The sequence below is a fragment of the Actinacidiphila cocklensis genome (assembly GCF_907177275.1).
GTDB lineage: Bacteria > Actinomycetota > Actinomycetes > Streptomycetales > Streptomycetaceae > Actinacidiphila > Actinacidiphila cocklensis.
Map to the genome: position 1 here is coordinate 301,987 of NZ_CAJSLV010000059.1, position 12,988 is coordinate 314,974.

Here is a 12,988-nt window from a genome sequence, read left to right on the forward strand (position 1 = left end):
GTCCCTACGGCCGGTGCGCCCTCACGAGGAAAGGACCGGGCGGAATGGTCGGAGTCGGATTTCTCGGGCTCGGCGTCATGGGGCAGCCCATGGCCGTCAACCTGGCGCGGCACCTTGCCGGGCGGACCCCGCTGACCGTGTGGAACAGGACGGCCGCCAGGTGCGAGGCGGCGCGCGAGGCAGGCGCGCGGATCGCGGGGACACCCGGTGAGGTGCTGCGGGACAGCGACGTCGTCTTCGTGATGCTGGCTGACGGCGCGGCAATGGACGCCGTCCTGGCGCGCGGCACGGACGCCTTCGCCGGGCAGGTCGCGGGGCGGACGATCGTGCACATGGGTACCACCTCGCCCGGCTACTCGCGCGCGCTGGAGGCCGAGGTCCTTGCCGCGGGCGGGCGTTACGTGGAGGCGCCGGTGTCGGGGTCGCGCGGGCCGGCGCAGGACGGGCAGCTGGTGGCGATGCTGGCCGGGGACGCTCAGTCGGTGGACACCGTACGGCCGCTGCTGGCGCCGATGTGCCGGGACGCCGTCGACTGCGGACCGGTGCCGGACGCGCTGCTGACGAAGCTGTCGGTGAACCTGTTCCTGATCACCATGGTCACCGGCCTCACCGAGGCCTTCCACTTCGCCGACCGCCACGGGCTCGACCGCGACCGCTTCCTGGCCGTGCTGGACGCCGGGCCGATGGCCAGTGCGGTGTCCCGTGCGAAGGCCCCCAAACTGAGGGACCGTGACTTCGCCGTCCAGGCCGCCGCCTTGGACGTGCTCAAGAACAACCGGCTCATTGCCGAGGCGGCCCGCGACGCCCGCCTGGCGTCGCCGTTGCTGGACGTCTGCCATGCGCTGTTCGACGAGACCGTGGGGCTCGGCCACGGCGGCGGCGACATGGTCGCGGTGCTGCACGCGATCGAGGCCCGTACGGAACGGGCCGGCACGGCCGGGTGACCTACCGCCGGTATCCGGCCGTCCGCCAGGGCTTAGGCTGCAAACGCCCTATGGGCATGATCAGTTGATAAGACCAGCAGACAGGCGGAGGACAAGCACATGGGTGTGGCGATCCGACGGGCCGGGCAGGACGACACGGCTGCGGTGACCGACCTGCTGGACCGGGTCTTCGGGGAGGACCCGGTCAGCGGCTGGGTGTTTCCCGACCCGGACGACCGGCGGGCGAAGCACGGCACGATGATGGGCGCGTTCGCGGCCTCCGCCCTTGCCGAGGGCTACGTCGACCTCGCGGAGGACGGCTCCGCGGTGGCCCTGTGGTTCTCGGTGCCGGCCGGGGGTCATCCGGCCGACGAGGACGGCCCCGCGGAGTTGCGCCGCGCCGTCGACCCGGCCAACGAGCGCGTCGAGGCCATCGCCAGGATCCTCGACGAGCGGCACCCCAAGGACCGGGCGCACGAGCACCTGATGCTGATCGCGGTGGACGCCTCGGCCCGCAGCCAGGGGCGCGGCACCGAGCTGATCAACAACGTGCTGGAGCGCTGCGACCGCGAGGGCCGCGCCGCCTACCTGGAGGCCAGCTCCCTGCGCAGCCGCGCGCTCTACGCGCGCCTCGGATTCGTCTGGACCGGCAGCACCATCGACCTTCCCGACGGCCCGCAGATGTATCCGATGTGGCGCGACGCGGCGCCGGCGACGGACGCCTGAGGCTCGGTACACCGCAGCGGATCGGGCGGCGCGGCACATTGCCGCGCCGCCCGCCCGTCTCATGCCAGCGTCTTGCAGAGGTCCTCGTACGGTCCCGCGAGCGCCAGCAGCGTCCTGGTCGTCCTGCCCGCCACCGTGCTGATCTTGACGGACATGAAGGTGCTCGCCACGATCCACTGGTTGTGCGGCTGGTCACCGGTGTGGAAGCCCGCCGACCAGTCGTTGCCGCTGAGGACGAACGAGTCGGGGTCGGGGTACGTGATCACGCCCGTGCCCGAGATGTCGCGCTCGACGGACTTCCCGTTCGCCAGGTTGGTGACATCCATGACGAGCGGACCGCTCTCGATCGCGAAGACCGGGGTGCCCGCGGCGTCGGTCCACGTCCTCGTGGTCAGGTCGCTCACCGGGAACACGGCGCTCGTGGGGAAGGCGCACACCTCGCCCGCGGGATAGGAGATCGGCTGCTGCACCGGGTGGGTGACGACGGGTCCCTGCATCCCGGAGACGTTCGCCGGCACTCCCGGCAGGTCGGGGATGCCGCTGCCGGAGGCCGCCGCGCTGGCGTCGGCCGGCACCGCGAGAAGGGCGGCGACCGCGCCCGCCACCAGGGCCGCGGCGCCGATCCGCGCGGAGGCCGGCGCCGGCCCCGACGCCGTTGCCGTTCCCCGCATCTGGGCGCGAGTGCGGCGCACCCGGGTCCACTGCCGTGCTTTCATCCCACGTCCTCCCGTTCCGTGCCGCGGCCTGACCGGCCGCCAGTACGCGGCTCCCCTGGCCTCCCCCGAACGCTCAGGGGAACCCCGCGCACCCACCGTGCCGTGTAGAAAGGACAACGGCGACAGGTTTCGGCCCTGGTCGAAGCAAATGGGGGAGCCCGTGCGCATCCACTTCACGTTGACCGATCTGGCCCGCACCCGGATAGCGGGCAGTCCGAGCCCGCTGACGGCCACCACTTTCAGCACCTTCCGGCTGACACAGCTCGCCGGAACGCCCGGCCTGGACGGCTGGCGGCGGCTGGTGCGGGCGGGCCTGACCGCACCGGAGCCCGGCGGCGGCCCGGGCCGGCGGCCGCCGCGGGGGCCGTCCTTCGTGCAACTCGCCCCCGCGGAGCCCTCGCACCCCGTCCCGCGCTTCCTGCGCCCGCACATCGGGCTGCAGACCCTGGACGACGAGCTGGAGCGGCTGCTGAGCACCCCGCGGCAGGTGCTGCGCGCCGACCTGGAGTACGTCGGCAGGCACCGGCCGCTGCCCCGCTGGACCCGGGACCTGGCCGACGGCGACCCGACGGCGGCGAGCCGGCTGGCCGCGGCGGTACGCGACTACCACCGGGTGGCCGTGGCACCGTACTGGCGGGCGCTGGCCTCGGCCCTCGCCGCGGACCGGGCGGCACGCACCCGGCAGCTGGGCGAGGGCGGCATCGAGCAGGTGCTGCACAGCCTCGGACCCCGGGTGCGCTGGCGGCCCCCGGTGCTCGAAGTGCGGACACGGGCGGAGATCGAGTACGACTACCACCTCGACGGGCGCGGCCTGGTGCTGGCGCCGGGCGTGTTCAGCTCGTACGTGCCCTGCGATCCGGACGAGGAGCAGCCGACGCTCTACTACGAGGTGGCGCCCGGCACCGGCGGCCACCCGCTCCTCACGCCGCCGGGCGGCCCGCTCGACGGGCTGGCCGCGCTGCTGGGGCACAGCAGGGCCGCGGTGCTGGAAGTGATCGCCGACGGTGTGACGACCGGCCAGCTGGCCCACCGGGTCGGCCTGTCGCCCGCCTCGGCCAGCGAGCACGCCACCGTCCTGCGGCGGGCCGGCCTGGTCGCCACCCGGCGCAGCGGCCGCTCCAGCCGCCACACCCTCACCACTCTCGGCTCTGAGCTGCTGCTGCACGCGGCCGCCTCCGCGGTCGCCGTGCCCTGACCCCGGGCGCCCTCGCGGGCGGAGGGGCGCGGCACATTGCCCAGGCCGCGCACATTGCCGGGTCGCGGGCACGACACCCGATGGCCCTGCCATGTACGCCGGATGCCGCGCCATTCGGCTGACGCTGCCGGCTTCGTACGTGTGTCAGATCCCGCGGGGTGGGCGATCGTCAGATCGTAGGTCCGGCCGCGCCCTTGGACGCCCGTGAACGCCGCACCTGACGGCGGGCGGCACTACGGCGTGGACGCCACCGAATCGCCACCGTCCCCACCGGAGTCCTCCTATGCGCCTGTTCGCGCGCGGCCTATCCGCCGCGGCAATGGTCCTCGCACCACTGACCGTGGCCGCCACCCCTGCGGTGGCAGCCATCCCCCTTCCGACGCCCGCCGCCACCCTCGCCCCGCTGCGTACGCACGACGACGCCCTCGCCGGGCAGTACATCGTCACGGTGCAGAAGGCCTTCGACCCGTCGGCGATGGCGCAGAAGTCCGGCGTCAAGCCGTTCTTCACCTACAGCAGCGCGCTGCGCGGCTTCGCCGTCTCGCTCAACTCCAGGCAGCTCGACGCGGTCCGCAGGATGTCCGGCGTGGAGGCGGTCGAGGAGAACGCCACGGTGACCGCCTACGACCTGGCGCACACCACCGACACCACCGTCCCCTCCGCTCCTGCCGCCCCCGCCGCTCTCGCCGCCCCCGCCGCCGCCCCCAGCGCCGTCAGGGCCGCGGCCTCCGACTGGGGCCTGGACCGGATCGACCAGCACAACCTGCCGCTGGACGGGCAGTTCAACACCGTCGGCAAGGGCGCCGGCGCGACCGCGTACATCATGGACACCGGCATCGACTTCGGCCACAGCGAGTTCGGCGGGCGGGCCGTGCCCGGCTTCGACGCCATCGGTGACGGCCGCAACGGGCAGGACTGCCAGGGCCACGGCACCCACGTCGCGGGCACGGTCGGCGGCGCCACCTACGGTGTCGCGCCGCAGGCAAACCTGGTCAGCGTCCGCGTGCTGGACTGCGACGGCTCCGGCAGCTGGGCCGGGGTCATCGCCGGCTTCGACTGGGTGGCGAAGAACGCCAAGCAGCCCGCCGTGCTGAACGCCTCGCTCGGCGGCAGCTCCTCCACCGCGGTGAACGACGCCGCCACCGCGCTGGCCGACGCGGGTGTGCTGCCGGTGGTCGCCGCCGGCAACAGCTCGGCGGACGCCTGCAACTTCTCGCCCGCAGGCGCTGTCGGCGTCTTCGCCGTCGGGGCGAGCACCTCGGCCGACCAGCAGGCCAGCTTCAGCAACTTCGGCAAGTGCCTGTCGCTCTACGCGCCCGGCCAGAACATCACCTCCGCCAAGCTCGGCGGCGGCAGCATCGCGCTGGACGGCACCTCGATGGCCAGCCCGCACGCCGCAGGGGTCGCGCTGCTCTACAAGGCGGCGAACCCGACCGCCGACGCGCAGACCGTGGGCGACTGGGTCGCGAGCCAGGGCACCGAGAACGTGCTGAGCGTCACCGCGGGTTCGCCGAACCGCCTGCTCTACACCGGCGGCCTGTGACCGCCGCGATGCCCTCGTAGGACACCCGCACGACCCCGCACGACCCCGTGAGCCGCCTCGTCCCGACGAGGCGGCTCACGGCCGTCCGAGGGCCGTGGCGGTCACCCGGCCGCCACCGCGGACCTGCGGTAGCGGCCAGGCGCGATGCCGTACTCGCGCTTGAAGGCCTTGGCGAAGGCGAACTCCGCGCTGTAGCCGACCTGTTCCGCCACCACCCGCAGCGGTGCGTCGCCCGACAGCAGCAGCCGGCCCGCCGCCGTCATCCGCCACCAGGTCAGATACGTCAGCGGGGGTGTGCCCACCAGGGCGGTGAAGCGCTGGGCGAACGCCGAACGCGACAGGCCGCCGCGGGCGCCCAGCTCCTCCACCGTCCACGCGCGGGCCGGCTCGGCGTGGATCGCTTCGAGCGCGGCGCCGACCGCCGGGTCGGTGAGCGCCGTGGCCCAGCCGGGCCGGCCCAGGCCGCGGGCCTCGGCAGCCGACCTGTCCGCGAACCAGCCGCGCAGGATGTACAGCAGCAGGGCGTCCACCAGGGCCGGCACGATGCCGTCCCTGCCGGGCCTGCGCACGTCGAGCTCCGCGCTGAGCAGGCCGATCGCCGCGTGCAGCGCCGGGTGCCCGTCGGGGCTGCACGGCAGGTGGACGAGGTCGGGCAGCTCGGCCATCAGCGGGTGCGGCCGCGCCCGGCCCAGCGGGTAGGCGCCGCACAGCAGCAGGGTGCGCGGGCCGGGTCCTTCGATGTCCACCCGGCCGATCGTCTGGCCCGGCTCCCACTCCCGCGGCACGAAGTCGGCCGGCGGGGTCGACGGGTCGTCGGCAAGGCTCATCGGGCTGCCGCGCCGCAGGAAGACCGAGTCGCCGGGGCCGAGCCGGACCGGGTCACCGTCACCGCCCTCCGGCGGCAGCAGCCAGCACTCGCCTTCGAGGACGACGTGGAAAGTAGCGCCGCCGACCTCGGGGAAGCGCAGCCCCCAGGGGGCGCGGACCTCGGTACGGGCCGAACGCGTCCGGCCGGTGCGCATGGCGGCCAGTGCGTCGGCCAGTACGTCCATGCGGGGCAGTGTACGGCGGCCCGTACCGCCCCGGCAGGACGCATGGACATGAATTCAGGGCTCTGCGGCATTCATCATCCGATGCCCGGTACATAGTGTCGGCCTCGCAAGGCACACACGAAGGGGCTGAGGCGTCATGGACGTGCTGGTGATCGGTGCCACGGGGAAGAGCGGGCGGCCGGTGGTGGACGCGCTGGTCGCACGCGGCGCGAAGGTCCGCGCGGCCAGCCGCACGCCGGGGGCCGCGGCGCCCGGGGCCGAGCCGGTCCGCTTCGACTGGGACGACCGCAGCACATGGCGCCCGGCGCTGGAGGGGGCGGAGGGCCTTTACGTGGTCGGGCCGGTCCGGCAGTCCGAGCCGGAACTGCTGATGCACCAGCTGCTCGACGACGCGGACGGGATACGGCGGGTCGTGCTGCTGTCCGTGCTGGGCGCGGATCGGCTGCCCTCGCTGGTACCGATGGCGGGCTGGGAGCACGACCTGCGGATGTCCGGGCGGGAGTGGACCGTGCTGCGGCCCAACTGGTTCCAGCAGAACTTCGGCGAAGGGTTCGCCGGGCCGCTGCGGGAGCGGGGCGTCCTGGAACTCCCCGCGGGGGAGGCGGCGCTGAGCTTCGTCGACACCAGGGATGTCGGGGAGGTCGCCGCGGTCGCCCTCACGTCGGGCGGACACGGCGGTCAGGTCTACGAGCTGACGGGGCCTTCCGCGCTCACGCACGGTGAGGCGCTCAGCGCGCTCGGGCGCGCGGACGGGCGTGACCTGCGGTACGTACCGCAGGAACCGGCCGCCTTCGCGGCGGCGCTGCGCGGGCGCGGGGTCGCGGAGCGGTCCGTGGAGTGGCAGCTCGCGCTTTTCCGCTTGATGCGGGAGGGGGGGAATGCCGTCGTGACGTCCACCGTCCGTGAGGTGACCGGGCGCCCGGCGCGGTCCTTTCTCGCCTACGCGGAGGGTGCGTGACGCACCCGCTCCCGGGTGCCCCTTGCTGTGGCGTCGCTTTCCACCCGCCGTCGGGGCTGGTCTCGCAGTTCCCCGCGCCGCTGAAAAACGCCCGCCCTCTCCGCAGAGGGCAAGCCCCTGCCAGGGGCGAACGCTGTGCGCGGCGGAACTGCGCGGCCGGCCGGGACGGCGGGAGAGCGGCGAGCCCCGCCGCAAGGGCCGGGGGCTCAGGGGTCCAGGAGGCCGTGGCGCATTGCGGAGGTGACGGCCGCCGTGCGGTCGGTGACGCCGAGCTTCGTGAAAGCGCGCAGCAGATGCGTCTTGACCGTGGACTCGCCGATGAAGAGGCGGCGGCCGATCTCCGCGTTGGTGCAGCCGTCGGCGACGAGGCGGAGGACGGCGGTCTCGCGGTCGGACAGGCGGGGGCGCTCGGGGCGGACGCGGAGGCGGTCGACGAGGCGGGCGGCGACGGTGGGCGCCAGGACCGTCTCGCCGCGGGCGGCGGCCCGCACCGCGTCGGCGAGTTCGCCGCGGGCGAGGTCCTTGAGGAGGTACCCGGCGGCGCCGGCCTCGACGGCGCGCAGGATGTCGCCGTCGGTCTCGTAGGTGGTGAGCACGATGACCCGGCAGGGCAGCCCGGCCGCGGTCATGCGGACGATGGACTCGACGCCGCCGCCGTCCGGCATCCGCAGGTCCATCAGGACGATGTCGGGCCGCAGCGACGCGGCCAGCGCCTCGGCCTGCGGGCCGCTGGACGCCTCGCCGACGACGTCGAGGTCGGCCTCCGCGTCGAGCATGGCGCGCAGGCCTTCGCGGACGACGGGGTGGTCGTCGGCGAGCAGGATGCGGATCACGGGGTGCTCCTTGTGCCGGCCGCGAGCGGCAGGGTGACGGTGATCGCGGTGCCGCGGCCCGGCGCGCTGTCGACGACGGCGGTGCCGCCCATCTCGGCGGCCCTGGCCCGCAGTCCTGGCAGCCCGTAGCCGGTGCCGGGCGGCCCCGCGGGGTCGAAGCCGCAGCCGGTGTCGCGTACCGCGATCCGCAAAGTGTCCTCCGCGTAGCCCAGTTCGAGCGCGACGGGTATGGAACCGCCCGCGTGCCGACGGGAGTTGGCCAGGGCCTCCTGGCAGCTGCGCAGGGCGACGACCTCGACGGCCGCGGGCAGGCCGCGTACGGCGCCGGTGATGTCGACGGTGGCGGGTGCGCCGGTCTGCTCGGCGTGCCGGGCGGCGAGCCGGCGCAGGGCGTCGGGCAGGGAGCCGCCGTCCAGGCCCGCGGGGGCGTTGCCGGCGACCAGGGCGCGGGCCTCGGCCAGGTTCTCCCGGGCGGTGCCCGCCATGAGGGCGAGGTGGTGGCGGGCCAGCGCGGGGTCGTCGCCGAGCTCCGTCTCGACGGCCTGCACCAGCATCAGGATGCTGGTGAACCCCTGCGCGAGGGTGTCGTGGATCTCCCGGGAGAGCCGTTCGCGTTCCGCCAGGGCGCCGCGCTCCGCGGACAGCCGGGCGACCTCGCCGCGGCTGGCGTCCAACTCGGCGACCAGATCGGCGCGTTCCATGCTCTGCTCGATGATGCGGATGATCCAGCTGCCCACCACCGCGGAGAAGGCGAGGGTGACGACGGCGAAGACGGAGTTGTAGTAGAGGTCGTGGGTGTCGGGCCGCCAGATCAGCGCCCAGGCGGCGACCGGCGCGATGTTGACGACCGCGACCGCGGTGAGCGCGCTCCGCACCCTCAGCAGCATGAAGCACTGCGGCACGAGGGCGAACGTGGCCAGCCGGGTCTCGCCGACGAGGGCCGCGGGCGGCAGGAACAGCAGCACCAGGCCGACCAGGTAGCGTACGGCCGGCCGGCTGTCGACGGCCTGCTCGACCAGCAGCGGGCGGCCGACCCACACGTACCACGGGACCGGCAGGCAGAACAGGCAGGCGGCGACGGCGCGTACCCCGGCGCCCGGTTGCTCCGCGGCGAGCGCGAACAGCACCGTCCCCACCCACACCACCGCGAAGTACACGTCCCACGGCAGGAAGGTGCGCTCCCATACGTGCCCGCCGCGGGGACCGCCCGCGGCGGGCTCGGGCCCGGTCAGCCGTCGTTCCGGTTCTTCCAGCGGAAGGTCAGCAGGCACAGCACCAATCCTCCGACGCACCAGGCGGCCAGCACCAGTGCGATACGCCCGTACTCCCAACTGCCCGCCGGTTCCAGCGCGGCGGCCGCGTCCGGCAGGAACACCCCGCGCAGGCCCTGGCACATCCACTTCAGCGGGAAGAACGCCCCCACCGTCAGCATCCAGCCGGGCACCGTGTCGATCAGGATGTACACGCCGGAGATGAACTGCAGGACCAGGAAGGGCAGGACGACCACCGAGGTGGCGCTCTTGCCGGACTTGGGCACGCTGCTGATCGCGATGCCCAGCAGCGCGCAGCCGGTGATGCCGAGCACGAAGATCCAGCCGAGGGTGAGCCAGCCGTTGGCGTCGGACGGCAGGTCCACGTCGTAGACGGTGGAGCCGAAGACCAGCAGCGCGGCCGTCTCCAGCAGGCCGGTGGCCAGCACCAGCCAGATCTTGCCGAGGAAGTACGCGGCCGGCGGCATTGGTGTGCCGCGCAGCCGGCGCAGCACCTTGTCGTCGCGCTCGATCGCGATGGAGATGCCCAGCGACTGGAAGCTGGTGGACATGATGCCGGCCGCGATCATCGAGGCGACGTAGTACTGGGACGCGGTGGAGCCGGTGTTCGCCATGTCGTCGTGGAAGATCGAGGCGAACAGGAACAGGAAGACGATGGGGAAGGCGAAGGTGAAGACCACCTGCTCGCGCAGCCGGAAGAACATCCGGATCTCCATCGCCCCGCGCAGCAGGCCCAGGCGCCACGCGCCCGGCAGCCGTGCGGTGCGGTCGTCCTGCGCGGGGGCGAGCGCCCCGGCGGCGGCGGTACCGGCCATCACCTGTCCTCCGATCCGATGAGCCGCAGGTAGACGTCCTCCAACGTGGGCCGGGTGACCCGCAGTCCGGGGATATCGCCGTCGAAGCGGCCGGCCAGCTCCGCGACCGTACGGGTCGGGGTGTCGGTCTCCTCGCTGCGTGCGGTGCCGTCCGGCTCCGCCCAGTGCACGGTCGCCCGCGCCTGCGCGCGGCCGGCCAGCGAACCGGGTTCGCCCTCCGCGACGACCCTGCCCGCCGCGATCACCGCGAGCCGGTCGGCCAGCGCCTCGGCCTCGTCCAGGTAGTGGGTGGTGAGGATGATCGTGGTGCCCTCGTCGGCGAGGCGGCGGATCAGCGACCAGAACTGCCTCCTGGCCGCCGGGTCGAAGCCGGTCGTCGGCTCGTCGAGCAGCAGCAGCTCCGGGCCGCCGATCACGCCGAGCGCCACGTCGAGCCGCCTGCGCTGCCCGCCGGACAGCGCCTTGGTGCGGCTGCCGGCCTTCCCGGTCAGGCCCACCAGGTCGATGACCTCGGCCGGGTCGCGCGGCCGCGGGTAGTAGCGCGCGAAGTGCCCTACGGTCTCGGCGACGGTCAGCTCGGCCGCCGCCGACTCGTCCTGCCACACGATCCCGACCCGCGCCTGCCACGCGCGGTCCGCGGTGCCCGGGTCCTGCCCGAGCACCGTGACCTCGCCGCCGTCGCGGCGCCGGTGGCCCTGGAGGATCTCCACCGTCGTGCTCTTGCCGGCCCCGTTCGGCCCCAGGATCCCGAACACCTCGCCGCGCCGGATGCCGAGATCCACCCCGTCCACCGCGTTCACCTCGCCGTACCGCTTGCGAAGCCCGCGCACCTTCACCACGTCGTCCGTCATGGAACCCACGGTCCCGCCGCCCGCCCCCGCGGGGAACGGCCGTACGGCCACACTCCCGTCCACCGATCGGTGGACGCCCGGCCCGCCACCGGTGCTCACCGAGAGTGACATGCGCTCGCGTGGCGGGGTCGGCGGGTCGGGGTCAGGATGGAGGCAACGGAGGGCGGTGAGCCCATGCGTGAAGAAGTCCCCAACCCACTCGGCAGCGCCACGGCACGGCGCAGCCCCGCCGAACGGGCCGCGTACGGCAAGGCGGCACGACGCAAGCTGCCGCGGTCCGCACACGCCCGCTTCGAGCCGGGAAAGAAACGCTTCGACCCGGTGGACCTGCTGGAGCGGCAGTCCGCCGACCGGGTGCCCGAGCTGGTGCCGATCCGCTACGGCCGCATGCTGGAGTCGCCCTTCCGCTTCTACCGGGGCGCCGCCGGCATCATGGCCGCCGACCTCGGCAGGGCACCGCACACCGGGCTCACCGCCCAGCTGTGCGGGGACGCGCACCTGCTGAACTTCCGGCTGCTCGCCTCCCCCGAGCGGCATCTCGTCTTCGACATCAACGACTTCGACGAGACGCTTCCAGGCCCCTTCGAATGGGACCTCAAACGGCTCACGACCAGCCTGGAGATCGCCGCCCGCGCCCGCCGCTTCGGCGCCGCCAAGCGCGCCGCGATCGTCCGCGGGGCCGTCGAGTCGTACCGGGAGCGGATGCAGCTCTTCGCCGGCATGGGCACCCTCGACATCTGGTACGCGCAGGACGACTCCGACCAGTTGACCGGTCTGCTGCCCCACGAGCAGCCGGACGCGAGCGTCCGCAAACGGGCCGGCAAGGCGCTCGCGAAGGCCCGCACCAGGACCACGGCGCAGGCCTTCGACAAGCTGACCCACGTGGTCGACGGGCAGCGCCGGATCACCCCCGACCCGCCGCTGATCACCCCGCTGCGCGATCTGCTGCCCGACGACCAGCGCACCGCGCTGGAGTCGACGCTGCGCGAGCTGGTCCGCCGCTACAGCGAGAGCCTGTCGGCCGAGCGGCGGCTGCTGCTCAGCCGCTTCCAGGTCGTCGACATGGCGCGCAAGGTCGTGGGCGTCGGCAGCGTCGGCACCCGCTGCTGGGTCCTGCTGGCCATCGGCCGCGACGACCAGGACCCGCTGCTGCTCCAGGCCAAGGAGGCGGGACCCTCGGTGCTGACCCCCTACGCCGGCGCCGCCGTCCACGACAACCAGGGCCAACGCGTCGTCGCCGGGCAGCGGTTGATGCAGTCGGCCGGTGACATCCTGCTCGGCTGGGAGCGCGTCGTCGGCATCGACGGCCGGCAGCGCGACTTCTACATCCGGCAGTTGCGCGACTGGAAGGGCATCGCCCAGCCCGACACGATGACCGCCGAGATGCTGCGGCTCTTCGCCCGCGTCTGCGGTGCGTCCCTGGCCCGCGCGCACGCCCGCTCCGGCGACCCGATCGCGCTGGCCGCCTACGCCGGCGCCGGCGAGGCCCTCGACCGCGCCCTCGCGGAGTTCGCGGAGGCCTACGCGGACCGCAACGACCTCGACCACCAGGCCCTCGCCGCCGCGGCGGCGGACGGCCGCGTCCCCGCGTCCCCCCATCCCGGCTGAATCCGGAGGCCATCATGAGCGACACCGTGTATCTCGCGTACGACTACCCCGTACTCGGCGCCTTCTGGACCGCGATGTGGGTCTTCCTGTGGGTGCTGTGGATCTTCCTGCTGTTCCGGATCATCGCCGACCTGTTCCGCGACGACTCGCTGAGCGGCTGGGCGAAGACCGGATGGCTGGTGTTCGTGGTGCTGCTGCCCTTCCTGGGCGTCTTCGTCTACGTCTGCGTGCGCGGGTCGGGCATGGGGCGCCGGGAGACGCAGCACGCGAAGGCCCAGCAGCACGACATCGACGAGTACATCCGGAAGACCGCCGGCTCCGGGTCCTCCTCGGCCGAGCAGCTGGCCAAGCTGTCCGAGATGAAGAGTGCGGGGCACCTGTCCGATGAGGAGTTCCAGCGGGCCAAGGAGAAGATCCTCAGCTGAGGCTCTGGAGGGCGCGTCAGGGAGTGCCGCTTGCCGCTTGCGGTGGCGTCGCGTCCTCCCGCCGGTGGGGGC

At 73.6% G+C, this 12,988-nt stretch carries 13 protein-coding genes; 7 read left to right on the plus strand and 6 right to left on the minus strand.

The features are described from left to right. Positions 1-44 precede the first annotated feature (44 nt). Positions 45-944, plus strand: coding sequence for an NAD(P)-dependent oxidoreductase (locus NFU81_RS20635; RefSeq protein WP_251492012.1), 900 nt, complete (start codon positions 45-47; stop codon positions 942-944). 99 nt (positions 945-1,043) lie between these two features. Then, positions 1,044-1,649: a GNAT family N-acetyltransferase gene (locus NFU81_RS20640; protein ID WP_251492014.1), complete on the plus strand. Its 606-nt coding sequence runs from the start codon at positions 1,044-1,046 to the stop codon at positions 1,647-1,649. Between the two features lie 59 nt (positions 1,650-1,708). Here NFU81_RS20640 and NFU81_RS20645 read toward each other — a convergent pair whose 3' ends face one another. After that, a complete protein-coding gene (locus tag NFU81_RS20645) occupies positions 1,709-2,365 on the minus strand; it encodes a hypothetical protein (protein WP_251492016.1) in 657 nt (218 codons plus the stop codon). A gap of 160 nt (positions 2,366-2,525) precedes the next feature. Between NFU81_RS20645 and NFU81_RS20650 the strand changes: the two genes are divergently transcribed. Beyond that, positions 2,526-3,560, plus strand: a complete 1,035-nt coding sequence (locus NFU81_RS20650) for an ArsR/SmtB family transcription factor (RefSeq protein WP_251492018.1) — start codon at positions 2,526-2,528, stop codon at positions 3,558-3,560. Between the two features lie 283 nt (positions 3,561-3,843). Continuing rightward, positions 3,844-5,103: a S8 family peptidase gene (locus NFU81_RS20655; protein ID WP_251492020.1), complete on the plus strand. Its 1,260-nt coding sequence runs from the start codon at positions 3,844-3,846 to the stop codon at positions 5,101-5,103. 101 nt (positions 5,104-5,204) lie between these two features. On the opposite strand, the gene NFU81_RS20660 is transcribed toward NFU81_RS20655, so the two are convergent. Next, positions 5,205-6,155, minus strand: a complete 951-nt coding sequence (locus tag NFU81_RS20660) for an AraC family transcriptional regulator (protein ID WP_251492021.1) — start codon at positions 6,153-6,155, stop codon at positions 5,205-5,207. A gap of 136 nt (positions 6,156-6,291) precedes the next feature. On the opposite strand from NFU81_RS20660, the gene NFU81_RS20665 reads away from it, so the two are divergent. After that, the gene (locus NFU81_RS20665) at positions 6,292-7,113 is read left to right on the plus strand and encodes an NAD(P)H-binding protein (RefSeq protein ID WP_251492023.1); all 822 of its coding nucleotides are present in this window, start codon (positions 6,292-6,294) and stop codon (positions 7,111-7,113) included. Between the two features lie 206 nt (positions 7,114-7,319). Here NFU81_RS20665 and NFU81_RS20670 read toward each other — a convergent pair whose 3' ends face one another. The 4 genes from NFU81_RS20670 to NFU81_RS20685 are packed head-to-tail and all read right to left on the minus strand — an operon-like array spanning position 7,320 to position 10,883. Continuing rightward, positions 7,320-7,946 (minus strand): response regulator, encoded by a 627-nt coding sequence (locus NFU81_RS20670; protein ID WP_251492025.1) that lies wholly within the window; start codon positions 7,944-7,946, stop codon positions 7,320-7,322. Further along, the gene (locus tag NFU81_RS20675; protein ID WP_251492027.1) at positions 7,943-9,217 is read right to left on the minus strand and encodes a sensor histidine kinase; all 1,275 of its coding nucleotides are present in this window, start codon (positions 9,215-9,217) and stop codon (positions 7,943-7,945) included. The genes NFU81_RS20670 and NFU81_RS20675 overlap by 4 nt, the downstream gene beginning before the upstream one ends. Continuing rightward, positions 9,175-10,032 carry an ABC transporter permease gene (locus NFU81_RS20680; protein WP_251492029.1) on the minus strand — a complete coding sequence of 286 codons (858 nt, stop codon included), beginning with the start codon at positions 10,030-10,032 and terminating at the stop codon, positions 9,175-9,177. Before NFU81_RS20680 ends, NFU81_RS20675 begins: the two co-directional genes overlap by 43 nt. Then, entirely contained in the window at positions 10,032-10,883 is an 852-nt protein-coding gene (locus NFU81_RS20685; RefSeq protein WP_251492030.1) for an ABC transporter ATP-binding protein, read from the minus strand. The genes NFU81_RS20680 and NFU81_RS20685 overlap by 1 nt, the downstream gene beginning before the upstream one ends. Positions 10,884-11,057: 174 nt before the next feature. On the opposite strand from NFU81_RS20685, the gene NFU81_RS20690 reads away from it, so the two are divergent. Then, positions 11,058-12,491, plus strand: a complete 1,434-nt coding sequence (locus NFU81_RS20690; RefSeq protein WP_251492032.1) for a DUF2252 domain-containing protein — start codon at positions 11,058-11,060, stop codon at positions 12,489-12,491. A gap of 14 nt (positions 12,492-12,505) precedes the next feature. Further along, complete coding sequence (locus tag NFU81_RS20695) at positions 12,506-12,916, plus strand: SHOCT domain-containing protein (protein WP_251492034.1); 411 nt, start codon at positions 12,506-12,508, stop codon at positions 12,914-12,916. The last annotated feature ends 72 nt before the right edge of the window (positions 12,917-12,988 follow it).

What these genes read in the sequence shown, in the direction of transcription:
- NFU81_RS20660 (WP_251492021.1), bottom strand. Translation starts at nt 6,155, where the DNA reads ATGGACGTACTGGCCGACGCACTGGCCGCCATGCGCACCGGCCGGACG.
- NFU81_RS20665 (WP_251492023.1), top strand. Translation starts at nt 6,292, where the DNA reads ATGGACGTGCTGGTGATCGGTGCCACGGGGAAGAGCGGGCGGCCGGTG.
- NFU81_RS20690 (WP_251492032.1), top strand. Translation starts at nt 11,058, where the DNA reads ATGCGTGAAGAAGTCCCCAACCCACTCGGCAGCGCCACGGCACGGCGC.
- NFU81_RS20695 (WP_251492034.1), top strand. Translation starts at nt 12,506, where the DNA reads ATGAGCGACACCGTGTATCTCGCGTACGACTACCCCGTACTCGGCGCC.
- NFU81_RS20680 (WP_251492029.1), bottom strand. Translation starts at nt 10,032, where the DNA reads ATGGCCGGTACCGCCGCCGCCGGGGCGCTCGCCCCCGCGCAGGACGAC.
- NFU81_RS20685 (WP_251492030.1), bottom strand. Translation starts at nt 10,883, where the DNA reads ATGACGGACGACGTGGTGAAGGTGCGCGGGCTTCGCAAGCGGTACGGC.
- NFU81_RS20645 (WP_251492016.1), bottom strand. Translation starts at nt 2,365, where the DNA reads ATGAAAGCACGGCAGTGGACCCGGGTGCGCCGCACTCGCGCCCAGATG.
- NFU81_RS20640 (WP_251492014.1), top strand. Translation starts at nt 1,044, where the DNA reads ATGGGTGTGGCGATCCGACGGGCCGGGCAGGACGACACGGCTGCGGTG.
- NFU81_RS20655 (WP_251492020.1), top strand. Translation starts at nt 3,844, where the DNA reads ATGCGCCTGTTCGCGCGCGGCCTATCCGCCGCGGCAATGGTCCTCGCA.
- NFU81_RS20635 (WP_251492012.1), top strand. Translation starts at nt 45, where the DNA reads ATGGTCGGAGTCGGATTTCTCGGGCTCGGCGTCATGGGGCAGCCCATG.